A 22,743-nucleotide genomic window follows, 5' to 3' on the forward strand; every position below is an offset into this window, starting at 1 on the left:
GCACGGCGGCTCAGTCCGTATTGCCCGACATCTTGCCGTGGCCAAGACCTGACTGGGTATCGCCAGTGTCCTCGAATGCTTCATAGGCCCGCACAATTTTCGCTACCAGCGGATGACGCACGACGTCGCGCGAGGTGAAAAAAGTGAAGCTGATGCCGCTGACATCGCGCAGTACTTCCGTCGCCTGGCGCAGGCCGGAACGGACGTGGCGGGGCAGGTCGACCTGAGTCACATCGCCGGTGATCACGGCCACGGTGCCGAAACCGATGCGGGTCAGGAACATCTTCATCTGCTCGACGGTCGTGTTCTGTGCTTCGTCGAGAATCACGTAGGAATCGTTGAGCGTGCGCCCGCGCATATACGCCAGTGGTGCGATCTCGATGACGTTGCGTTCGATCAGTTTGGCGACTTTTTCGAAGCCGAGCATTTCGTACAGCGCGTCGTACAACGGACGCAGATACGGATCGACCTTTTGCGAGAGATCGCCGGGCAGGAAGCCGAGTTTTTCACCAGCCTCCACCGCGGGGCGCACCAGCAGCAGGCGCTGCACGCGATTGGCTTCCAGAGCTTCCACGGCACTGGCGACGGCGAGATAGGTCTTGCCGGTGCCGGCCGGGCCGATGCCGAAGTTGATGTCATGGGTGGCGATGGCGTGCAGGTAACGGGTCTGGTTGGTGCCGCGGCCCTTGATCACGCCACGCTTCACGCGAATGGCGACTTCTTGCGTGCTTTCGGTCGATGCGTCGGTGATCGCATCGATGCCCGATTCGGCCAGGTGCAGGTTGATCTTGGCGCCGGTCAGCGATTCATCTTCGGTGGCTATGTACAGCGCGCGCAGTACTTTTTCCGCTGCCCTGATGACGGCGGGTTCACCAAGCACCTGAAAAATATTGCCGCGATGGTTGATCTCCACGCCCAGGCGTAGCTCGATCTGGCGTAGATGCTCGTCGAACGGACCACAGAGATTCGCGAGGCGTGCGTTGTCTTCGGGATCGAGGACAAAGTCGTTCTCGCCGATGCCGCTATTCGTGCTTGTGCTGGTCATAGTTCCCGGTGCATCACGTAAACATCGGTGGGTCCGTGCACGGCATGGCGGAACGCGCCCGGCACCTGGCCGACAATCTGGAAACCGTGGCGCTGCCACAGGCGCACGGCGGTGGCGTTGGTGGATACCACGAAGTTGAACTGCATGGCCGTGAAGCCGGCGCAGCGGGCCTGTTCCATCGAATGCTCGCACATCATGCCTGCGATGCCCTGGCCACGTGCCGCGGGTGAGACCATGTAGCCGGCATTAGCGACGTGATCGCCCAGGCCGGGTTGGTTGGGTTTCAGCAGATAAGCGCCAAGCACTTTGCCATCGCATTCGGCGACAAAACAGCGGCTGGGCGGCACGGTCCACATGTCGCGCGCCTGTTCGAAACGCATGTCGGCTGGATAGCTGTACGTGTCGCCGCCAGCAATCACCGACTGGAATATCGGCCACACGCGTACAAATTCGTCGGCACCGATTTCGCGCAGCGCAACGGCTTCGCTCATGAAGCCAGTGCGACCGGTGTGTCGGTGATTTCGTCAGCCAGCACGATGCGACCGCGCAGCGAATTGCTCATCGCGTCGGTGATCAGCACATCGACAAACTGGCCGATCAAGCGCGAATGGCCGGAGAAATTGACGAAACGCATATTCTCGGTGCGGCCGGTCAGTTCGCTCGGATCGCGTGTGCTTGGCTTTTCCACCAGTACGCGTTGCACACTGCCGATCATCGCTGCGCTGATTTTTTTGGCGTTGGCGTTGAGCGTGGCCTGCAGGCGCATCAACCGCTCGTGCTTCTCTGCCGCTGGCGTGTCATCGGCAAGGTTGGCGGCGGGCGTGCCCGGGCGCGAGGAGAAAATAAAGGAGAAACTCTGGTCGAAGCCGACATCGTCGATCAGCTTCATGGTCTTGTCGAAATCCTCGGCTGTCTCGCCGGGGAAGCCGACGATGAAGTCGGATGACACGCAGATGTCCGGCCGTACCGTGCGCAGCTTGCGGATCTTCTGCTTGAACTCCAGCGCGGTGTAGCCACGTTTCATCGCGCTGAGGATGCGATCGGAACCGGCTTGCACCGGCAGGTGCAGGTAGTTGGCCAGCTGCGGCACATTGGCGTAGGCCTCAATCAGCGAGTCGGAAAACTCCAGTGGGTGCGAGGTGGTGAAGCGGATGCGACCAATGCCGTCGATCTGCGCGATCGCATGGATCAGCACTGATAGGTCAGCCACGCTGCCATCATGAGTCGGGCCGCGATAGGCGTTGACGTTCTGGCCGAGCAGGTTCACTTCGCGTACGCCCTGGGCGGCAAGTTGCGCGACCTCGACCAATACGTCGTCGAACGGACGGCTGATTTCCTCACCGCGGGTATACGGCACCACGCAGTAGCTACAGTACTTCGAGCAGCCTTCCATGATCGACACGAAGGCGGTAGGGCCTTCCGCGCGCGGCTCGGGCAGGTTGTCGAACTTTTCGATCTCGGGAAAGCTGATGTCGACCTGTGGTCGGCCGGTAGCGCGCTGCTTTTCGATCAGCTCGGGCAGACGGTGCAGGGTCTGCGGGCCGAATACCAGATCGACATACGGCGCGCGCTTGACGATCGCGTCACCCTCCTGCGAGGCCACGCAGCCGCCGACGCCGATCAGCACCGGCTTGCCGTCTTTCTTGTGCTGCTTCCAGCGGCCGAGCTGGCTGAAGACCTTTTCCTGTGCCTTCTCGCGAATCGAGCAGGTATTGATCAGGATCACGTCGGCTTCGGCTTCGTCCAGGGTCAGCTCCATGCCATGCGACGCCTTGAGCACATCGGCCATCTTGGCCGAGTCGTACTCGTTCATCTGACAACCGTGGGTCTTGATGAAAAGCTTGCCGCTCATGACAGGGAGTTACCGTGGTTCGTAAAACGGAAGGCGCATGGCTGCAGACCTTGCCAGCTAGCGCGATGCCGCCATTGTGCAGCATCGAACCGCGTAGTTTACGCCGCCGTGATCAGGCTCGCCAGTGAACAGGCAGCCCGGGATGGACCGGGCCGCTTGTTCAGAGCCAGCGTTTCGACTCAGAAGTCGATACTGGCCGAGAGCTTGATCGTGCGCGAGGCGCCCTCCGTCAGATAACCACCGAGCGCCGAGGCCCAGTAATTGCTGTTGCCGATATTGAGTACCGCGGCGCGGAAGGTCACCTGACGACCGTCGATGGTTGTGGCATAGCTGGCGCCGGCATCGACCCGTGTCCAGGCTGGAATGCGCAAGGTGTTGGCCAGATCGACGTATTCGCCGCCGGTGCGGGTCACGCCCAGATTCAGCCCCAGCCCGCTGGTGCCCGGCACAGCCCAATCCACGCCGGCGTTGTATTGCCATTTCGGTACGCCGACCGCGGTGTTGCCATTGTCGAGGCCGCCAGCGGTCTCGGTCAGCTTGGCATCGATATAGCTGGCACCGCCGACCAGTTTCAGCCCGCTCACCGGTTCGCCGTAGACACTCCACTCCGCACCGCGGTTGCGTTGTTCGCCGGCGATGCTGAAAACGCGCGTGACGCCATCGGTGATGCCACTGGGCTGCTTGATCTGGAACAGGCTGAAGGTGCTCCCAAAGTTGCCCTGGTCATACTTGATGCCGGTTTCGAGCTGCCTTGAGCGATACGGCGCGAACACCTGGCCGAAATTGGCGGCGCCGATCGGTGCTTCGGGTCCTTGCGACAAGCCCTGGATGGAGTTGGCGAACAGCGAGAAATTCGGATTGAGCTTCACCACCAGGCCGATCACCGGCGATGTGGCGGTTTTGCGATAGTCCGCGGTCTGCACACCGGTGGTGTAGGCATAGCCCAGGGTCTGCAGCGTCTGCCGACGGGCGCCAACGGTCAGCAGCACCTGGTCGTCGACGAAACCCAGCGTGTCGGACAGCGCCAGACTGTGCAGCTTGGTGCGGCCGGTCACCACCGGATCGCCGCCGCTGAAGACAGTCGGCGGATACGGCATCGCGACATAGTCGTAGAGGTTGGTCGGCGAGGACGCGGAGAACGTGTAGCTGACGGTCTTTTTCTGATTCAGCGCGGAGACGCCCAGATTGATCTTCTGGCTGACCGCGCCGGTGGTGAAATGCGCATTGAGGCCGGCCTCACCACTTTGCGCGTCGTTCTGATACGGCACGCCCAGTCGATAGATCGAACCGCTGCCGTTGCCGTCCACGGTGGGTGACGCGTACTCGCCGTTTTCGTTGGAATGGTCGGCACCGACCGCGACGTAGCCGGTCAGGTTGGGTAGAAAATCGTATTCGGCGCGAACCAGGCCGTAGGTATCTTCCAGACTGGAGTAGCTCCACGGCTGTGCGTAGTTCGCGCTCGCCGATGGTGGCTTGGGAACGCCGTCGCCAGTCAGGTAAACCACGCTGCGACCATCGTCGATGCGTTGCAGCTGATGGCTGATGTCGGCCTTGATGCGGAATTTGTCGCCGCGGTAATCGAACGCGATGGACTGTTCATTCGACTTGCGGCTTTCGCGATCGATCGACGTATCGCCATCACGGCCGCCGAGATTGACGCGGATACCGTATTCGTCATTGGTGCCGAAGCGCCGGCTGAAATCGAACTGCGCGCCGGCCTGGCTGTCGCTGCCGTAGTCGACCGTGGCACGCGTCAGCGGTGTGTCCAGCGCCCACTTCGGTTCCACGTTGATCGAACCGCCGATGCCGCTGCCGCCGGGCGACACGCCGTAGAGAAACGCACTGGCGCCGCGCAGTACGTCGAGTCGGCCGATCGCGTCGGCGTCCACCATCTGTCGCGGAATGATGCCGTACAGACCGCCGAACGTAATGTCATCGCCATCAAGAGGAAAGCCACGCAGCACGAATGTTTCGGCGAAATTGCCGAAGCCATCGGCGACGCGCACGGCCGGATCATCGGCAACCACGTCGGCAATGGTGTACGCCTGATGGCTGGCGATGTAGTTCTCGGTGTAGCTGGTCATTGCAAACGGTGTGTCCATCAGGTCCTGTTCGCCCAGCACGCCCAGATTGCCGCGGCGGGCGATTTCTCCGCCACCGAAGGTCGGCAAGCCGACGCCCTGTACATTCACTGTGTCCATGGTTTTCGCCTTGCGGATTTCCTTGGTATTGCTCTCGTCGTTGGTACTGGTTGCATCGGTCGGCTGGGTTTGCGCGTGCGCTGCAAAACTGCCTGCCAGTGCCGCTGCCAGCAGGCAGGGCAATGCGGCGCGGCGCAGGCCGACATACTGACGACTTGGAGCCGGCGACTGGGTCGAAGTGTTCATGGAGTTCCTCAAAAGAGCGTTGGTGATGGATAAAAGATCAAAGCGAAAAGGCTCGCGGCGCCGCCGACGAAGGCAAGCCAGCGCGCGAAGCGGGGGCGATACGGTTGCAGCAGGACCCAGGCGATGGCGGCCAGCATCCAGCTCGCACACCAGTCGACGCTGCCGATGTCCCAGTCGCGCCAGCGCACGCTGATGGCGTAGGCAAGCAGCGTCGTCAGCCAGCCGATGATTCGCAGCACGCGACTACGCACGGGCGATGGGTCGACGCCGAAGTGCTGCCGGTAGTGCCGCGCGACAGCGAGGCATAAGCATGCCCAGCTCAGGTAATTCAGTGCCAACAACGACAGCCACATCGTCATGGCGTTTCCACCGCGGGAAGCGCCGTTTCCGACCGAGCCACGGATGATCGAGGCGGTGCCATGCGCGGATCACGTCTGGCGAGCTGACGCGGACGCGTGCTGATCCAGGCCAGCCACGCGAAACCCAAGCCGAAGGGCAAAGCCGTTGCATCGATGCCGGCAAGCACCCAGTCGCGAGCGATAATGCTGGCCAGCAGGCTGCTGTGGGGCTGGGTCAAAGCGTTCATCAGCGGCAACGCGAACAACAGTGCGGCGGTGGTGCCGAACAGATCGCGCCATGGCTTGCCGTGGCGCAGGCGCAGCACACCCCAGATCGTCGCGAGCAACCAGATCGCGCAGAAGCTTTGCGCCTCCATGCCAGCGCGCCCGGCTAGTTCATACGGCAGCAGACGGTTTGCCCAGAGCAGGGAAACGCTTGCCAGCGGCATGCCGGCAATCACGCCGACGTTCAGCGCGCGCACCAGCCCGTAGCCGGAGCGTAATCCGGCGGCCTCGACTTGTCGTGTGCGTTTTTCGATCCATACCTGCGCTGCAGTGGCAAGCATCACGCAGCCGGTGGCGCCGAGCAGAAAATACAACCAGCGAATTGCCGCGCCGCCAAATTGCACGCGGTGCAGTCCGCTCAAGAATTGATAGGTGCGATAGGCGGTCGGCGGACCCTCGTTCTCGCCGCGGAAGCTGCCCTCGGTGCCGTCATAGATCAGGTTGCGGCGGCCACCGGCGACTTCATCGTTGCCGGCCGACAGCGCGCTGATCGTGATCGAAGCATCGTGGATATGTTCAATCTCCAGATACTCCACCGCACCGCCAAGTCGTTGCACCGCATCGTCCAGAATCTTGTCCAGCGAGGCCACCCGGCGTGGTGGTCGGTGCTGCTCGACCGCATGCGACGTGCCGGATAGCGCTTCGTAGTAGCGCGCCATGTCGCCGCGATAACCGATCTGCACACCGGCCGTCATGTAGCTGGACATCATGATGATCACGCCGGTGTAGGCGATCATCAGATGAAACGGCAGGCCCAGCACGCCGGTGAGATTGTGCCCGTCCAGCCACGCACGCTGGCCACCGGGGCGCGGCCGGAACACAAAAAAATCCTTGAACACGCGGCGATGAATGATCACGCCGCTGATCAGTGCCAGCAACATCAACATGCCGGCCAGCCCGACCAGATAGATGCCGAGCGTGCCCGCCTGCAGGTTGTAGTGCAGGACGAAAAAGAAGTTGCCGCCGACCGTGGGCGGAATCAGCGCTCCATCGCGTGGATTCAGCGCGACATCGATATACGGTTTGCCGGGTTCGAAGGCGAAGCCGCGAATCGATGGATCGCGGTCGCTGGGTGGTCTGAGATATAGCGTCTCGGCATTCGGAGCCATGCCGCGCAAGGTCTTCGCAGCGGCATCCATCGAGGGCGGCCCCGGTTTGAGCTGATGCAGGGCCGGACGCATCCAGTAATCCAGCTCCTTGTCGAAGCAGGCCAGCGTGCCGCCAAGAAAAATCGCAAACAGCACCCAGCTGACGATCAGGCCTGCCCAGGTATGCAGCCAGGCCATCGATTGCCGAAACGTGTTTCTCATGGGCGCATGCCGTAATTGCGGAATACGAAAGCAAGAACCAGCATCACGCCGCCACCGGCGAGCAGCGGCCACCAGCAGCGCCACGCATTGCGCGCAGCAAATACGCCTATTGCCACGACCGTCCACACCACGAAGCTGAGAAGACTGGCAGTCACGACGCGATTGATTCGGCTCATCGGCAGCACCACGGTGAGCAGCGCTGCGCTGGCATAGGCGACCAGGTAGCCGCCGACCAGCGCCGCGATAATCCTCGATGCCACCGCGAGTCGATAGATGGGGGTAACCGCCGTGCGTCTTTTCAAGTGGCCACTAGATGTTTCGGACATGTATTTGCTCGACGCGTAAGAGGTGTGTCTGGGCCTATTCCTGGCGTCATCGCAACCGGCGCTGCAGACGAACTAGCGGGTCTGTGACTTGCCCGACGCCGGTGCTGCGGCGCGCTGTGGCGCACTCCGGTATGACGAAGCGATGCCATGGCTGCCATTGGGTTTTCCTGGAGGCGAAGGCCTGACCGCAACCGCAAAAGGCTGTGTGGCGAATGGCTCGTTGCGTTGGAAACCTGGGGTCTATTAAATATTTATTACGAATCATTCGCAATAAGTATTTTGCGGCGCCGCACTGACGACTTGGCTTGCCCGATGCCTTTCGTCAGACTCGTCGCCATGAATGCCGTCGTCCGTACAGGGGAGCGCGCCGGTTTCCGCTCCCGCCCAAACCGCTTGTTTGTTGCCGCCCTGATCGGCTTCATGCTGTGGACGGGAGGCTGTTTTTGCCGGCAGCCATTCTCGATGGCACACGCGGGCACGCTCTATCGCTGTACTGGTGTCAGTGGCGAAACCGTATTCAGCAGCAGCACGATCGGGTATCGCGGGTGCAAGAAGATCGCCAGCTTTGCCTCGGCATCACCGACAACACGCCAGAAGGCAAGGAATCTTCCAACTTCGCTGAATCTGGTCGGCGGCTCCGTTACTACCTCGGCCCGAAGCATTGCGGCCAATGGCGCTGATTCCGCCTCGTTCGATCGGGTATTGGCGCGAGTCGAAAACAGCAGTCGCCTCGATGGCGACGTGTCAGCGCAACGTCCATCGCTCGTTGGAGTGCAGGGCTCAGTGGAAACCACCGCCAAACTTCTGCTGGCAGCGGTGCCCAGCACAGCGCTTGCCGCTGTCGTTGCCATTCAGCCGGGTTATCACGAATCCAAGGAGGCCATGGCGCCGCAGTTGGAGATTGATAAAAACGGAAACCGCGTGCGACGGGGTTCGACTTATCGCGTCGTGCGCTCCGATGGCGTCGTGGAGTACACCAACGTTCCGCCAGTGCACCTGAAAGGCAACACGGTCACCATGCTTTTCAGTTACACCGAAATCGACACATGCATGGCCTGCAACCTGCATTCGCCGATTCACTGGGGTACGACGGCGCTCAATCTCACCGCCTATGCCGATGTGATCCGCGCGGCAAGTATCGAGTATGGGGTGGACGAGGCGTTTTTGCGCGCGATCATCCATGCTGAAAGTGCGTTCAATCCGCGCGCATTGTCCATCAAGGGTGCGCAGGGATTGATGCAGCTGATGCCGGCGACGGCTAGCGATATGGGTGTGCTGGATGCCTTTGACACCAGCCAGAACATCCGCGGCGGCGCGCGTTATCTCGGCCTGCTGTTGCGTGACTTCAATGGCAACGAAGAGCTGGCGGCGGCGGCCTACAATGCGGGGCCGAACGCGGTAGTGCGTTACAGCGGCGTGCCGCCGTATGCGGAAACGCAGGTCTACGTGGAGCGCGTTGGCACTCTGCGCAAACGCTACGGTGTGGCGATTCATCCGCCGCTGGCGTCGAACGGTCAGGGTTAGTCATGCGCTGATAGCGCTGTCAGTGTGAGCTAGCGCGATCGAATCAGTTGGTAACCACGGGGGTGGCGCTCATTGGCGGACGCTGCGCCAGAGTGACGTCGAGATGGAAGGGACTGCCGTTGCGCAGGCCGGAAACTTCAGCCTTGCTGCCAGGCTTCAGTGCTGCTTCGTGGCGGCGCAGATCGGTGGGGTCGAGGATGTCGTCGTTGCCGATTTTCAGCAGGATATCCCGCGGCTGGATGCCGGCGAGCGCGGCAGGGCCACCGGGCGTGACATCGGTCACCTGCACACCGCGCGCAGCGGAAGGCAGCCCGCTATCGGCAGCCACCGGGACGGATACGTAATTGGCACCGATCCAGCCGCGCACCACGTGACCGCTGGCGATGATCTGATCCAGCACCTTGCGGGCAGTGGTGACGGGAATGGCGAAACCGATGCCCTCGGCGCCAGCGGCTTCGCCGATCAGCAGGGTGTTGATGCCGATCAGCTGGCCTTCGGTGTTGATCAGCGCGCCGCCCGAGTTGCCCAGGTTGATGGCTGCATCGGTCTGGATGAAATCCTCGGCGCTGGAGCTGTTGAGCTGGCGGCTGACCGCGCTGACGATGCCCATGGTCACGGTCTGGCCGAGACCGAGCGGGTTGCCGATCGCCAGCACAACATCGCCGGCGCGCAGATCTTGCTTGCTGGCCATCTGGATCACTGGGAGATTGCTGGCATCGATCTTCAGCACGGCCAGATCGGTTTCCTCGTCAGCGCCGACGAGGGTGGCCTTGGCGATGCGGCCGTCGTAGAGCAACACCTGGATATCCGCCGCCTGGGCAATCACGTGATTATTGGTCAGCACGTAACCCTGGCCTTGGGCATTGACGATGACTCCCGAACCCAGCGTCTGTTCGCGATGCTGGTAAGTCGTGGGCATCCCGCCGAAAAGCTGTTGTAGCACCGGGTTGTTGTACATCTTCAACGCCTGCTCGGTGACGATCTTGTTGGCGTAGATGTTCACCACCGACGGTGCGGCGACCGCCACGGCATCGGCATACGAGACCGGACCCATGCCGGAACGCGCCGGACTGACCTGCTGCACCGGCGCCGTCGTGGACAAACCAAAGCGTGTGCGCAGGCGCTCGCCGCTACCGGGCCAGAACAGCCCGATGACAAACGCTACCGCCAGCCCCAGGATGACGAAGCGAGCGATGAAGGCGAGTGTGCCGGCGGCATGTTTCATGTCGAAAAGAGATTCCCGGCGAGTCGTGGCGAATGTTCACGGCGGATCGACGTCGCCGGGTGTGCGGTTTTATTGTATGGGTGAAGGCCTGACGCTACACTAACGCGATTTTTGAGGGGTCCCAAACCCCATCCTTAGAACACTTCCGGAGAGCCTGATGGCGAATGAAGTTGTCGACCACGGCCGCCGCCGTTTCCTGACAGCAGCCACCGCGGTGGTCGGGGGTGTTGGGGTCGTCTCGGTGGCAGTACCCTTCATCAAGTCATGGGAACCCAGCGCTCGCGCCAAGGCTGCCGGTGCTCCGGTCACCCAGTCGCTCGCCAAGATCGAAAGTGGTCAGCAGCTGATCGTCGGCTGGCGCAGCTTGCCTGTATTCATCGTCAACCGCACCAAGGATCAGCTGGCGACCCTGCCGACGCAGGATTCGCGCCTGGTCGATCCCAAGTCGGACGGCAGCTCGGCGCAGCAGCAACCCAAGTACGCACAGAATGAGTCCCGCTCGATCAAGCCCGAGTGGCTGGTGATGATCGGCATCTGCACCCACTTGGGCTGCGTGCCGGGGTATGTGGGCGAGATGAAACCCGAGCCATTCGATCCAAACTGGAAGGGTGGCTACTACTGCCCCTGCCATCATTCGCGCTACGACATGGCCGGCCGCGTCTATCAGGGCGTGCCAGCACCGAAGAACATGCAGATCCCGCCGTATCACTTCATTGACGATACGACCATCCAGATTGGCGTCGATCCCAAGGGGGCTGCGTAATGGCCAACGTGTTCACCAACATCGGCGACTGGGTCGGCGATCGGGCGCCCGGGCTTGCACCGTTCTATCGCAAGCACATGACCGAATACTACGCACCGAAGAATTTCAATCTTTGGTACTACTTCGGCGTGCTGGCGATCGTGGTGCTGGTCAACCAGATCCTCACCGGCATCTTTCTCACGATGAACTACAACCCGAGTGCGGCGGGTGCGTTCGACTCCGTGCAGTACATCATGCGCGACGTGGAGTGGGGCTGGCTGATCCGCTACATGCACTCCACCGGTGCGTCGCTGTTCTTCGTGGTGGTATTTCTGCACATGTTCCGCGGCCTGATGTACGGCTCGTACAAGAAACCGCGCGAGATGGTCTGGCTGCTCGGCATGCTGATCTTCCTGGTGCTGATGGCCGAGGCATTCATGGGCTACGTGCTGCCGTGGGGCAATATGTCGTTCTGGGGCGCCAAGGTGATCATCTCGCTGTTCGGCACCATTCCGGTAATCGGCAGTACCTTGGTCGAGTGGATCATGGGCGACTTCCTGCCGGCTGATGCCACGCTCAACCGCTTCTTTGCATTGCATGTGATCGCGCTGCCGATCGTGCTGCTGCTTTTGGTTGTGTTGCACATCTTTGCGCTGCACGAAGTGGGTTCGAACAATCCCGACGGTGTTGACATCAAGCATGGCCCGAAGGGCAATCGCTGGGATGCGACCAAGCCGGCTGACGGTGTTCCGTTCCACCCGTATTACACGGTGCACGATCTGGTCGGCATCGGCTTCCTGTTGCTGATCGCGGCCTTCATCATCTTCTTCGCGCCGACCTTCGGTGGCTGGTTCCTCGAGCACGACAACTCGATCATGGCCAACAACCTGGTCACGCCGGCCGAGATCAAGCCGGTTTGGTACTTCACCCCGTTCTACGCGATCGTGCGGATGATTCCGTCATTCTTCGGCACCGCCGTATGGGGTGTGCTGGCAATGTTCGGTGCGATCGCCGTGCTGTTCTTCCTGCCGTGGTTCGATCGTGGCCAGGTTCGCTCGATCCGCTATCGCGGTACCGGTTACAAGGTCGCACTGGGTTTGTTTGTGGTCGCTTTCCTGGGGCTGGGTGCAGTCGGCACAGGTATAACGGCCGAAGTGATCCCGGAGTGGTTCGGCAACGTCGACCTCACCACCTGGGAAAATCTGTTTGGCCGCGTGATGACGTTTATCTACTTCGGCTTCTTCCCGTTCCTGTGGGCTTACACGCACTTCGGCTGGGAAAAGACCAAGCCGGTGCCGGAGCGGGTGACCGGGCATGACTAATCCAACGATCCTCATGAAGCGGCGGCCCCTGATGAAGCAGCGGTACCTGAGCAAGCGTTTTTTGTCTGCGGTGGCCATGGCGTTCGGACTGCTGCTCGGCAGCGTGTCGGCGCAGGCGGCGGAAGAATCCGCCCTGATGTCGTCCGGTGCCAGTGTGCGCGATCAGGCGTCGCTGCAGCGCGGTGCCAAGCTGTTCTTCAACTACTGCGTCGGCTGCCACTCGCTGAAGTACGTGCGCTATTCACGTATCGCCGAGGATTTGAATCTGTCCGAGCAGGACGTGATGCAGAACCTCAATTTCACCGGTGGCAAGTTCGACGACCAGGTGATCTCGCACATGCCGGCCGACTCGGCCACCAAGTGGTTCGGCAAGGCGCCACCGGATCTGTCGCTGGAAGTCAGTGCCAAGGGCGAGGACTGGGTTTATACGTACCTCAATTCGTTCTACCTCGATCCGCATAGCCCGATCGGCTGGAACAATACGGTACTGCCTAACGCCGCCATGCCGTTTCCGCTGGCCGAATTGCAGGGTCTGCAGACCGCGGTGATGAAGCCGGGTACCACCGACGTGGTGGAAAAGCTGGAGATCTCGCACCCGGGCACGATGACGCCGGCGCAGTACCAGCAGTCGATGCGCGATCTGACCAGCTTCCTGGAGTACGCCTCGGAGCCAGCCGCTTTGCAGCGTGCCCACTACGGCATCTGGGTGGTGCTGTTCCTGGCGTTCTTCACCCTGCTGGCATACGTGCTTAACAAGGAATACTGGAAAGACGTCCATTAAACCGGATGGGCATCATCCGATTGCGGCGGCCACGAGCCGCCGTAGTCGTCTAACCGATAGGGAAACGCGCATGGTTCAGAGCGCCCGCTCGCGTAACGTATTGACGCTTTACACCACCGCCGATGACATCCAGTGTCATCGGGCAAGGCTCGTACTGGCCGCCAAAGGCGTGAGCTATGAACGTGTGCTGGTGGATCATGCCAAGCCGCCGGAAGATCTGATCGATCTGAATCCGTATGTCACCACGCCGACGCTGGTCGATCGCGATCTGACCCTGTTTGACACATCGGTGGTGTGCGAATACCTGGACGAGCGTTATCCGCACCCGCCACTGATGCCGATTGACCCGCTGTCACGCGCGCGCCTGCGCGTGGCCGCGGTGCGCATCGAGAAGGATTGGTTGAGCGAAGTGGACGTTATCCGTGCCGGCGGGCGTCCAGCGGATGCAGCGCGCAAACGGTTGCGCCAACATTTGCTGGCCAGCCTGCCGCTGTTCAAGGCATCGAAATTCTTTCTCAATCCGGAAATGAGCTTGGTCGATTGCCTGGTGGCGCCGGTGATCTGGCGACTGTCGTGGCTCGGCGTCGAACTGGGTCGCGAAGGCAAGCCGATCATCGATTACGGCGAACGTTTGTTTCATAGTCAGGGTTTTGCGCGCAGCATGACCGATCAGGAAAAAGGCATGCGGCAACTCCATGAGCAAGAATGAACCCACATCGATGAGTTCGAATCGTCCGTACTTGCTGCGGGCGATCTACGACTGGATCAGCGATAACGACCTCACTCCCTACGTACTGGTCGATGCCGCCGTCGAAGGCGTACGCGTGCCGCCGCAGGTGATCAAGAACGGGCAGGTCGTGCTGAACCTGGCAATGCGTGCGGTGGCCAATCTGGATCTGGGCAACGAGTGGATCAGCTTCTCGGCTCGATTCTCTGGTGTCAGCCAGACCATCAATATTCCAGTGCAAGCCGTATTGGCGCTCTACGCCCAGGAAAATGGGCAGGGCATGATGTTTCCGGCCGAGGAGGGTGGCGATAATCCGCCGCCGGATGTTCCCGATGACGCACCGCCGGCGCCAAGTGCAGAGCAGCAAGGTGGCGACAAGCCCAAGCGCGGTGCACCGCATTTGCGCGTGGTCAAATAATATCCGCGGCGAACACGCCGTCTGCGGAGTACTTCGGTCTGGAGTGTTGCGTAGTCGCCGCAGACAGCGCTAATGAAGCCGGTCGTCCGGTCGACGGCCAGGATGCAGTGGCACGACATTGCTCGATGCCTTGACCAGCGCGGATGCCACGATCGATTCGGCAGAAGCCAGTTCGATCGTTGGGAGGCTGAGGCCGCTCAAGGCATCGCCGATCATCCAGAGTCGGCCCGGCTCGCGGTCATCCCCATCGATGCTGACTTCAAAGGCATAGCCGCGTTCGACCCTGCGCAGCCCATTGACGCGACGCAGGCGCACAGCCCGCAGACCGACGCTTTCATCGAGCAACTGCAGTCCATGTTGCTGGCATTGCCGGCGTGCTTCTTTCACCGCTCGCTCGCGGGCGGCGGTCAACTTCAGCCACAGCACAACGATGGCGCAAAACGCCAACAGCGCCAACATGTTTTCGACGTCGCTCATGCCTGCAGTGTGTGGGCGTGGTGAGCTGCGCGCAAGGCGACGGCTGGAGATCAGTCCAGGCGCAGCCGCAAGGACAGGTCGATCGCCCGGACATGTTTGGTCAGCGCGCCGACGGAAATGAAATCCACGCCGGTATGAGCAAATGCTGCGATCGTTTCGAGTCCGACATTGCCGGACACTTCAAGCGGCACGCGCCCGGCCGTGAACTGCACGGCTTCGGCCATCAGCGGCAGCGGGAAATTGTCCAGCATGATCCGGTCCACGCGCGCGTCGATCGCTTGCGCCAGCTCGTCGAGATTTTCCACCTCGACTTCCAGCATCAACGTCGGATGAAGCTGGCGCGCTGCATCTACCGCGGCGGCAATGCTGCCAGCGGCAATGATGTGGTTTTCCTTGACCAGAATGGCGTCGTACAAACCCATGCGCTGGTTGTAGCCACCGCCGCAGCGCACCGCGTATTTCTGCGCAAGGCGCATACCGGGTAAGGTTTTCCGGGTGTCCAGCAAGCGTGTTGTCGTGCTTGCCAGTGCGGCGACATAAGCGGCGGCTTGCGTGGCAGTACCGGACAGCAACTGGAGGAAGTTCAGCGCCGTGCGCTCGGCACTGACCAGGGCCCGCGCTTTTCCGGACAAGCGGCAGATCACGGCGCCGGGTGCAACGCGCTGGCCGTCGGCCGTATGCCAGTCGATCTGCACGGAGGGGTCCATCCGGCGGAAGCAGGCCTCGAACCAAGGGATGCCCGCAATGACGGCGCTTTCGCGGCAGGTCAACTCGGCCTGGGCCTGCGCGCCGGCCGGTAGTAATTCAGCGGTAGCGTCGCCGGGCCCTAGATCTTCGGCGAAGGCGCGTTCGATGTCGGCGGAAATTTTGGCAGCAGAGGGCGGGTCGAACGATGGTGCTGAACTCACTGGGCGGGGTTCTCTGGCTGACTCAGGCGGCCGACAATCGAGCTCATGGCGCGGTCGAACAAGGCATTGGCCGCGAGCACTATGGCGTGGCCATCGGCCAGCAATACCGCCAGTTCCTCTGGCGCATAGTCTGCCACTTTCAGACCGCGGCGATTGACGAAAAGATAGCGGCCGGTCATCGGGCTGATCCACGAGAGCTTGGCGCGTTCCATTGCCTGGTCGGTGTTGCTGAATTCCAGCCAGGTACCCGGCTGAAGCGCCTGTACCTGATGCCACTCCGGGCTGTCTAGCGGCACCATCACCGAATCGACGTCGTGACTGGTACCTACCTTGGCGTCCTGATCGACGATGGGTTGGATCGTATCGGGCATCGTCCGCATGACGGTGTCCTCTTCCACGGGTACGCCTTCAGGCTCGTCGAGCGTTTCACCGAGCTGCTGGCGGTAATAGGCGTGCAGCTGGCCGAGCAATCGCTCGATGTCCTGTTCCTGAAAGGCCACGTTGGCCAGGCCAAGACGCAGCGAGCGCTCTATCCCTGGCAGCATCTCACGGAGCAGCTTTCGGCTTTCAGCATCGTTTGCAAGCCGCGTGCTGGCGATGAAGTCATCGACAAAATGCAGCGCACTCCTGAACTCGTTCGATGCTTCGCCCTGTCGCAGCAGGGTCAGCACCAGATGATTGGCCCAAGCCCGTGCGAGCACGCCATGCACCAGCGGTGGTAGCTGGTGCTGGCCGATGCGATCGATGATTTCACGCGCCGCACGTCGACGGGCCTGCTCGAGTTTTTCGCGGCCGCGGGTGGACTCGGCAACGCGCTGCTCGGCGAGTTCGGAGCGGCGCTTGTTGACGTCGTGGAATTGCTGCAAATCGACCAGCAGCCGGTCGAAGATGCTCATGTCATCGTCGAACTCGTGCAGCAGCTTCTCGACGATCACTTTGACTTTTTCATGCAGGCGGCGATCGCGATCGGACTCTTCCGACCAGCCCTTGGCCTGTTCGGCCAATCCGTCAAGCAGTCGACGCGCCGGATGCTGACGATGGGCGAACATCTTGCGGTCGAGAATGGCGGCCTTGAGGTAGGGAATTTGCAGACGCGCCAGCATTACCTGCATCTCGGCGGGCAGGTTGCGGTCTTCCAGAATGAATTCGAACAGCATGCCGACCAGGTCGATGGTGTCCTCATCGATGGTGGCAACATGGCTGGGGCGCTCGCCGCGCAGCGCACCCACCTGGTTCAGGAGCTGTGCCTTCAGTTGCATCACTTCGCGGCTGAGATCGGCGGCGTCATGATCAGACATTGTCTGCGGCAACGGACCGGCGCTGGCGATCTGGCTCTGCAGCACGCTCAGCGCGCCAAGCAATTCATGGGCTGAAGGCAACGGTCCGGTTGGCGTGGAGCCTGCGCCGCCAACGCCGCTGGTTCCGTTGCCGAATCCGGCACCGGTGGCTGGTGCGCGGCGTGCACTGAACAAGGCGTGGAGGGTTTGCAGCAGGTCGTTCGGTATTTCACCGGACTCTTCCGTCGTGGCGACTGATCTGGCCGCGGCCTCATCGCCCGAGGCTTTCGCCGTGCTGGTGCGGCCATGGCTGTTGCCGCGCACAAGCTCATGTCGCAGCTGCGGCAGCACGCCGGCATCAACCAGCTCGTCGTTGATTTCCTGATAGAGCTCTTCCAGCGACGACAGTACATACCGATCGAAAAGCTTGTAGATGATCAGCTTGACGCGCATATCCGCGGTGAGTTCGCGCAGCGCCTGACGAAATGCCTGCGAGAGAAACGCAGGTGCCACCGGATTGCTGGCATCGTCGATCTTGTGGCCGCCGCAGATGACCGACAACCGCTGGTTGACCGCAAACAGATCACGCGACAAGCGCGAGTCGTTCTTGCTGATCATGCTGGTGATCGCCAGCGACTCTTCGAGTTCGTTGTCAGCCACCAGCGACAGCTCCACTCCGTTATTGGAGGGCGTCGGTGAGGCGAATGCTGATGGCGACTTCGGATGGGTCAGCTCGCCCAGCTCACGGTTGATGGCCGCCAGAAAATGGCGTTCCACCAATGGTCTGCGTTTGCGTACATCGCGCATGCCGTCGAAGTAGTGCATCTGGGCGGCATTGTTTTCCGCTTTCTCGGCCAGATCGAACAGTGCGTCGTCGACTTGTTCGAAGGTATTGTTGACCCACTGCTGCAACCGCCGATTGGCGATAGCGCGGACGGCATTCAATAGCTCTCCAACCCGTTCGCTGGATGGATCCAGGCGCGGGCCGAGATTGACGATCTTTGAAGAGTCACTGACTTCGTTCATCGCCACGCCTTGGGGTATTGCTGCACGCAATCATAAAGCACGCGGTGAGAGTCTGACGGCCCGCCCTGAGGCTGACGATAGGCCAAACCGGGCGGCGTGTCATGTACATATGGCAGAACCGAGAACTGTGCCCCAAACGAATCAGGCGCCAGCGGGGAAGTCGGTCAGTTGGGTGGTGCCGATGCCTTCCTCGGGCAACATCACCGGGATGCCGTCCTCGATGCGATAGATCACCTTGCGATCGGTGGTGATCAGGGCCTCGGAAATCTTCTCGCGAACGGGTACGCCGGCGACCGAATCGACCTGACCGGCGACGACGGCACCGTTGAGCGCATCAAGCTCATGCTTGCTCAGCAGTCGAACCGGTGTCTTGCTCACCGGGCAGCACAAAATATCGAGCAGACGCTTGTCCATGGCGGGTTCGCAGGGTGTGCCGGAGCAGGGGAAAGCTTGTACGATAACCGTTTTTGGACGGCCCGGCCATGACATCGACAACCAATCCGCTGCGCGTTGGCGTAGTGATGGGCTCGCGCTCTGACTGGGACACCATGCAGCACGCGGCCAGCGTGCTGGAAGAGCTGGGTGTGTTGCACGAAGTGCGTGTGGTGTCGGCGCATCGCACGCCCGATTTGCTCTTTCGCTATGCCGAAGAAGCGGTTGGCCGGGGTATCCAGGTGATCATCGCCGGTGCCGGTGGGGCCGCCCATCTGCCTGGCATGCTGGCGGCGAAAACGCGGTTACCCGTGCTTGGCGTGCCGGTGCAGTCGAAAGCGCTCAGCGGCATGGATTCGCTGCTTTCGATTGCGCAGATGCCGGCTGGTATTCCCGTTGGCACGCTGGCGATCGGTCGCGCGGGCGCGGTAAATGCCGGTTTGCTGGCCGTTTCCGTGCTGGCCCTGCATGATCCCGAACTTGCCACGGCGCTGGACGCGTGGCGTGCAAGGCAGACGCAGGCAGTGCTCGATCAGCCGGATCCGCGGCAGTGACTGATCGCAAACAGCGGGTGCTCGGGGTTCTGGGTGGTGGTCAGCTGGCGCGCATGCTCGCGTTGGCGGCCGCGCCGCTGGGCGTAAAAACCCTGGTGGTGGATAGCTCGGCGGAGGCGTGTGCGGGACAAGTCGCTCCGCTGGTAGTTGCCGACTGGACGGATTACGCGGCGCTGGAAGCGTTTGCCGCGAAGGTCGATGTGGTCACCTTCGATTTCGAGAACGTGCCGGCTGAGACAGCCCGCTGGCTGGCCGAGCGCGTTGCCGTCTTTCCTTCGCCGCAGGCATTGGCGATCGCGCAGGACCGGCTGGCCGAGAAAACCCTGTTCCGCGAATGTGGCTTGCAGACGCCCGAATTCATGGCCGTCGATTCGCGTGAGGCACTGGATCAGGCCTTGGCCAGGGTCGGCGCGCCGGCGATTCTCAAGACACGTCGGCTGGGCTATGACGGCAAGGGTCAGTTCCGGCTGAAAAGCATCGCCGATGCCGACACGGCGTGGACGGCGCTGGGCGCGCAGGCGTCGACGCATGGACTGATCCTGGAAGCCTTTGTGCCGTTCGAGCGAGAGCTGTCGGTGATCGCCGTGCGCGGTCGCGACGGCGCATTCGGCACGTGGCCATTAACGCAAAACTGGCATGTCGATGGCGTGCTCTCGATGAGTCTGGCGCCCGCGCTGGACATTGTGCAGTTGCAGCAGCGCGCCACCGCGCTGGCACAAATGCTGGCCGAGCGGCTGGATTACGTCGGTGTGTTCGCTCTCGAACTGTTCGTGAAAGACGGCGAGCTGCTGGGTAACGAAATGGCGCCAAGGGTGCATAACTCTGGCCATTGGACGATCGAAGGCGCGCATATCAGCCAGTTCGAGAACCACGTGCGTGCGGTGCTCGACCTGCCGCTGGGCGACACCGGTGCTCGTGGCGCATCGGCAATGTTCAACTGGATCGGTGATCTGCCCGACGCTGCGCCGGTGCTACGCGCCGTCGACGCGCACTGGCACGACTACGGCAAGCAGGTGCGACCGGGCCGCAAGGTCGGGCATGCCACGCTGTGCGCGCCGGATGCGAGTGAGCTTGCCGTGCGATTGACGGAGCTGGCTAAAGCGCTGGATCGTGTGGCGCAGGCGGCGCATACCGTGCAGGCACTTCGATAAAACGCAGCCTCGCCGGCTTTTGACATCCATGCAATGAAAAAACGGAGCCGCATGGGCTCCGTTTTTTGTCTCACGCGATGGACTTGTGAATCAAGCCAGGTTGCTGGCCGCAAATTCCCAGTTCACCAGATTCCAGAACGCCTCGACGTACTTCGGACGGGCATTGCGGTAATCGATGTAGTAAGCGTGTTCCCACACGTCGGTGGTGAACAGCGGCTTGTCGCTGCCGGTGATCGGCGTGGCGGCGTTCGACGTATTGACGATGCCGAGTGAGCCGTCCGGACGTTGCACCAGCCAGGTCCAGCCCGAGCCGAAATTGCCGGCGGCGGATTTGCTGAACTCTTCCTTGAACTTGTCGAACGAACCAAAGGCCTTGTCGATCGCGTCGGCGAGCTTGCCGGTGGGGGCACCGCCGCCTTTGGGGCTCATCGAATGCCAGTAGAACGTGTGGTTCCAGATCTGCGCGGCGTTGTTGAACACGCCGCCGGAGGATTTCTTGATGATGTCTTCCAGCTTGGCGTCGGCAAACTCGGTGCCTTCGATCAGCTTGTTGAGGTTGGTCACGTAGGCCTGATGATGCTTGCCATAGTGATATTCCAGTGTTTCGGCGGAAATATGGGGCTCAAGCGCATTCTTTTCATACGGAAGCGGGGACAGTTCGATCGCCATGAGTGGCTCCTTAGCGGTGGCTGGGGGAGATTGACCGGTTCAGCAGACGGCGGCCAGTGGGTGACTGGTACAATACCGATCTGCCTGCATTGTAAAGATGAAACGCGAAGCTATGGACATTAACGAGCGAATCCAGACGATCTTGGCCGAACATCCCATCGTGCTTTTCATGAAAGGCACGCCGCAGTTTCCTATGTGCGGCTTCTCCAGCCGTGCGGCGAAAGCACTCACCAAGGCGGGTGCCGATTTCTACACGGTCAACATATTGGCAGATCCACAGCTGCGCTCGGGTTTGCCGCACTTCGCCAACTGGCCCACGTTTCCGCAGCTGTTTATTCAAGGCGAGCTGATCGGCGGTTGCGATATCGTCGAAGACTTGAACGCTGCCGGTGAGCTGGCGCGCATGGCAAACGACGTCGCCGGGATAGCGAATTAATGACGTTGCCGGTTTCCCGATTGCCGGCCGACTGGGCGACGGCTGCCGATGCATTGAGCGATCGCGTGGTGCTGGTCACCGGTGCCTACGGTGGTCTTGGCGCAGCGGTATCGCGCGCGGCAGCGCGTGCGGGCGCCACGGTGGTCATCACCGGCAAGCGCAAGCGCCAGTTGGAGCAGTTGTACGACGCCATGCTTGCCGAAGGTCTGAGCGAGCCGGTGATTCATCCGCTCGATATGGAATCGGCCACGCCGCGTGAATACGAAGCCCTGGCCGATGGGCTGCAGCGCGATTTCGGCCGGCTCGACGGCATTGTCCACGCAGCGGCCAGCTTTGCCGGTCTGAGCCCGATCGCGATGCACAAACCGGACGACTGGCTGCGCGCGATGCACGTCAACGTCTCCGCGCCGTTTGCGCTGACCCAGGCCTGCATGTCGCTGCTGACACAGGCAAGCGATAGTTCGGTGGTATTTGTGCTTGACGATCCTGAGCTGCTGCAGCGCGCGCACTGGGGCGCATACGGTGTATCGAAGGCGGCGCTCGAACGGTTTGTAGCCATTCTTCATCAGGAAACGGATGCCAGCCCGATGCGCGTGAATGCTTTGCTGCCACCACCGATGCGCACGGCGTTACGGCGACAGGCGTATTTTGGCGAAGACATCATGCAGCGGCCGCTGCCCGATGCCGCGGCGGCGGCCGCCGTCTATCTACTAAGCGCGCAGTCTGTTGAATCCCGTGGTTCGATGCTGGACATGCGCGCCGACTGAAACACCCATCGGTGTGATCGATGCGGTAACGGTTATCCTGTGATGACCTCAATGGGGATGATTCACGATGGAAACGGAGATGACCACGTTGTCGGCGGGGATCATGCTGTTTCTGATCATGGACCCGCTGGGCAATATCCCGTTCTTTTTGAGCTTGCTGAAGGACGTGCCGCCCAAGCGTCGGCGCGCAGTGATGGTGCGCGAACTGCTGATTGCGCTGGGCGTGCTGCTGGTATTCCTGTTTGGCGGCCAGCACATCCTCAAGCTGCTGCAGCTAAAGCCTGATTCGATCAGCATCGCCGGTGGCATTGTGCTGTTCCTCATCGGTATTCGCATGGTGTTTCCTCCGGCCGATGGCGGCGGCATCTTTGGCAAGCCGGGTGAAGGTGAGCCCTTTATCGTGCCGATGGCGATTCCCGGCGTGGCTGGTCCGTCGGCGATGGCGGCGTTGCTGCTGCTGACCAATACGCAGCCAGGCCGTACCGCCGACTGGGTTACCGCTCTGGTGTTGGCGTGGCTGGCCACTTCGCTGATTTTGCTGAGTGCCACCTATCTTTTTCGATGGCTGGGCGAGAGCGTGCTTACGGCACTGGAGCGGGTGATGGGCATGCTGCTGATTGCACTGTCGGTGCAGATGTTCATGTCCGGTGTCGCGTCCTTCATGCACGTAAGTTTGTGACCGAAACAGCGAATCAACTTGCGATTCGCATCAGCGTGACCGGCTCTTGTAACAATTGATCTTCAGGATGTGCGAAAACCTGAGG

Annotated in this window: 24 protein-coding genes; 11 read left to right on the forward strand and 13 right to left on the reverse strand. The window is 61.4% G+C overall.

Going from position 1 to position 22,743, the window contains the following annotated elements:
* Positions 1-10: 10 nt before the first annotated feature.
* The 7 genes from HDE80_RS02420 to HDE80_RS02450 form a co-directional block, all read right to left on the reverse strand.
* The gene (locus tag HDE80_RS02420) at positions 11-1,045 is read right to left on the reverse strand and encodes a PhoH family protein (RefSeq protein ID WP_184667485.1); all 1,035 of its coding nucleotides are present in this window, start codon (positions 1,043-1,045) and stop codon (positions 11-13) included.
* Positions 1,042-1,536: a GNAT family N-acetyltransferase gene (locus tag HDE80_RS02425; protein WP_184667489.1), complete on the reverse strand. Its 495-nt coding sequence runs from the start codon at positions 1,534-1,536 to the stop codon at positions 1,042-1,044. Before HDE80_RS02425 ends, HDE80_RS02420 begins: the two co-directional genes overlap by 4 nt.
* Positions 1,533-2,897: a tRNA (N6-isopentenyl adenosine(37)-C2)-methylthiotransferase MiaB gene (gene miaB / locus HDE80_RS02430; protein WP_184667499.1), complete on the reverse strand. Its 1,365-nt coding sequence runs from the start codon at positions 2,895-2,897 to the stop codon at positions 1,533-1,535. Before miaB ends, HDE80_RS02425 begins: the two co-directional genes overlap by 4 nt.
* A 179-nt stretch (positions 2,898-3,076) precedes the next feature.
* Positions 3,077-5,284: a TonB-dependent siderophore receptor gene (locus HDE80_RS02435; RefSeq protein WP_184667507.1), complete on the reverse strand. Its 2,208-nt coding sequence runs from the start codon at positions 5,282-5,284 to the stop codon at positions 3,077-3,079.
* 8 nt (positions 5,285-5,292) lie between these two features.
* Positions 5,293-5,643 carry a DUF3325 domain-containing protein gene (locus HDE80_RS02440; protein WP_184667509.1) on the reverse strand — a complete coding sequence of 117 codons (351 nt, stop codon included), beginning with the start codon at positions 5,641-5,643 and terminating at the stop codon, positions 5,293-5,295.
* The gene (locus HDE80_RS02445) at positions 5,640-7,217 is read right to left on the reverse strand and encodes a PepSY-associated TM helix domain-containing protein (protein ID WP_184667510.1); all 1,578 of its coding nucleotides are present in this window, start codon (positions 7,215-7,217) and stop codon (positions 5,640-5,642) included. Before HDE80_RS02445 ends, HDE80_RS02440 begins: the two co-directional genes overlap by 4 nt.
* Positions 7,214-7,543: a hypothetical protein gene (locus tag HDE80_RS02450; RefSeq protein WP_221437383.1), complete on the reverse strand. Its 330-nt coding sequence runs from the start codon at positions 7,541-7,543 to the stop codon at positions 7,214-7,216. Before HDE80_RS02450 ends, HDE80_RS02445 begins: the two co-directional genes overlap by 4 nt.
* Before the next feature lie 420 nt (positions 7,544-7,963).
* On the opposite strand from HDE80_RS02450, the gene HDE80_RS02455 reads away from it, so the two are divergent.
* Entirely contained in the window at positions 7,964-9,067 is a 1,104-nt protein-coding gene (locus HDE80_RS02455; protein ID WP_255483564.1) for a lytic transglycosylase domain-containing protein, read from the forward strand.
* 43 nt (positions 9,068-9,110) lie between these two features.
* Here HDE80_RS02455 and HDE80_RS02460 read toward each other — a convergent pair whose 3' ends face one another.
* Positions 9,111-10,292 (reverse strand): trypsin-like peptidase domain-containing protein, encoded by a 1,182-nt coding sequence (locus HDE80_RS02460; protein WP_184667512.1) that lies wholly within the window; start codon positions 10,290-10,292, stop codon positions 9,111-9,113.
* A 157-nt stretch (positions 10,293-10,449) separates the two neighbouring features.
* Here HDE80_RS02460 and petA point away from each other — a divergent pair, with 157 nt between their 5' ends.
* The 5 genes from petA (at position 10,450) to HDE80_RS02485 (ending at position 14,282) form a co-directional block, all read left to right on the forward strand.
* Complete coding sequence (gene petA / locus HDE80_RS02465) at positions 10,450-11,055, forward strand: ubiquinol-cytochrome c reductase iron-sulfur subunit (RefSeq protein ID WP_184601516.1); 606 nt, start codon at positions 10,450-10,452, stop codon at positions 11,053-11,055.
* A complete protein-coding gene (locus tag HDE80_RS02470; protein ID WP_184667514.1) occupies positions 11,055-12,356 on the forward strand; it encodes a cytochrome bc complex cytochrome b subunit in 1,302 nt (433 codons plus the stop codon). Before petA ends, HDE80_RS02470 begins: the two co-directional genes overlap by 1 nt.
* Positions 12,349-13,137 carry a cytochrome c1 gene (locus HDE80_RS02475; protein WP_255483539.1) on the forward strand — a complete coding sequence of 263 codons (789 nt, stop codon included), beginning with the start codon at positions 12,349-12,351 and terminating at the stop codon, positions 13,135-13,137. Before HDE80_RS02470 ends, HDE80_RS02475 begins: the two co-directional genes overlap by 8 nt.
* A gap of 70 nt (positions 13,138-13,207) precedes the next feature.
* On the forward strand, positions 13,208-13,846 hold the full coding sequence (locus tag HDE80_RS02480; RefSeq protein WP_184667516.1) for a glutathione S-transferase N-terminal domain-containing protein: 639 nt from the start codon (positions 13,208-13,210) through the stop codon (positions 13,844-13,846).
* A complete protein-coding gene (locus tag HDE80_RS02485; protein WP_255483540.1) occupies positions 13,833-14,282 on the forward strand; it encodes a ClpXP protease specificity-enhancing factor in 450 nt (149 codons plus the stop codon). The genes HDE80_RS02480 and HDE80_RS02485 overlap by 14 nt, the downstream gene beginning before the upstream one ends.
* A 69-nt stretch (positions 14,283-14,351) precedes the next feature.
* Here the strand turns inward: HDE80_RS02485 and HDE80_RS02490 are convergent, their stop codons facing one another.
* The 4 genes from HDE80_RS02490 to HDE80_RS02505 form a co-directional block, all read right to left on the reverse strand.
* The gene (locus HDE80_RS02490) at positions 14,352-14,759 is read right to left on the reverse strand and encodes a DUF3301 domain-containing protein (protein WP_184667518.1); all 408 of its coding nucleotides are present in this window, start codon (positions 14,757-14,759) and stop codon (positions 14,352-14,354) included.
* A 50-nt stretch (positions 14,760-14,809) separates the two neighbouring features.
* Positions 14,810-15,667, reverse strand: a complete 858-nt coding sequence (nadC, locus tag HDE80_RS02495) for a carboxylating nicotinate-nucleotide diphosphorylase (RefSeq protein ID WP_184667520.1) — start codon at positions 15,665-15,667, stop codon at positions 14,810-14,812.
* Positions 15,664-17,970, reverse strand: coding sequence for a DUF1631 domain-containing protein (locus HDE80_RS02500; protein WP_184667522.1), 2,307 nt, complete (start codon positions 17,968-17,970; stop codon positions 15,664-15,666). Before HDE80_RS02500 ends, nadC begins: the two co-directional genes overlap by 4 nt.
* A 141-nt stretch (positions 17,971-18,111) precedes the next feature.
* Positions 18,112-18,384, reverse strand: coding sequence for a Trm112 family protein (locus tag HDE80_RS02505; RefSeq protein WP_184667524.1), 273 nt, complete (start codon positions 18,382-18,384; stop codon positions 18,112-18,114).
* Between the two features lie 68 nt (positions 18,385-18,452).
* Here HDE80_RS02505 and purE point away from each other — a divergent pair, with 68 nt between their 5' ends.
* Complete coding sequence (gene purE / locus HDE80_RS02510) at positions 18,453-18,956, forward strand: 5-(carboxyamino)imidazole ribonucleotide mutase (protein WP_184667526.1); 504 nt, start codon at positions 18,453-18,455, stop codon at positions 18,954-18,956.
* A complete protein-coding gene (locus HDE80_RS02515; RefSeq protein ID WP_184667528.1) occupies positions 18,953-20,107 on the forward strand; it encodes a 5-(carboxyamino)imidazole ribonucleotide synthase in 1,155 nt (384 codons plus the stop codon). Before purE ends, HDE80_RS02515 begins: the two co-directional genes overlap by 4 nt.
* Before the next feature lie 90 nt (positions 20,108-20,197).
* On the opposite strand, the gene HDE80_RS02520 is transcribed toward HDE80_RS02515, so the two are convergent.
* A complete protein-coding gene (locus HDE80_RS02520; RefSeq protein WP_184667530.1) occupies positions 20,198-20,776 on the reverse strand; it encodes a Fe-Mn family superoxide dismutase in 579 nt (192 codons plus the stop codon).
* A gap of 112 nt (positions 20,777-20,888) precedes the next feature.
* On the opposite strand from HDE80_RS02520, the gene grxD reads away from it, so the two are divergent.
* From grxD to HDE80_RS02535, 3 genes are all read left to right on the forward strand, one after another.
* Positions 20,889-21,212 carry a Grx4 family monothiol glutaredoxin gene (grxD, locus tag HDE80_RS02525; RefSeq protein WP_184667814.1) on the forward strand — a complete coding sequence of 108 codons (324 nt, stop codon included), beginning with the start codon at positions 20,889-20,891 and terminating at the stop codon, positions 21,210-21,212.
* Positions 21,212-21,979, forward strand: a complete 768-nt coding sequence (locus tag HDE80_RS02530; RefSeq protein WP_184667532.1) for an SDR family NAD(P)-dependent oxidoreductase — start codon at positions 21,212-21,214, stop codon at positions 21,977-21,979. Before grxD ends, HDE80_RS02530 begins: the two co-directional genes overlap by 1 nt.
* 79 nt (positions 21,980-22,058) lie before the next feature.
* Complete coding sequence (locus HDE80_RS02535) at positions 22,059-22,658, forward strand: YhgN family NAAT transporter (RefSeq protein WP_184601505.1); 600 nt, start codon at positions 22,059-22,061, stop codon at positions 22,656-22,658.
* Positions 22,659-22,743 lie beyond the last annotated feature (85 nt).

Origin of the sequence: Rhodanobacter sp. A1T4, from assembly GCF_014207185.1 — a bacterium.
Taxonomy (GTDB): domain Bacteria; phylum Pseudomonadota; class Gammaproteobacteria; order Xanthomonadales; family Rhodanobacteraceae; genus Rhodanobacter.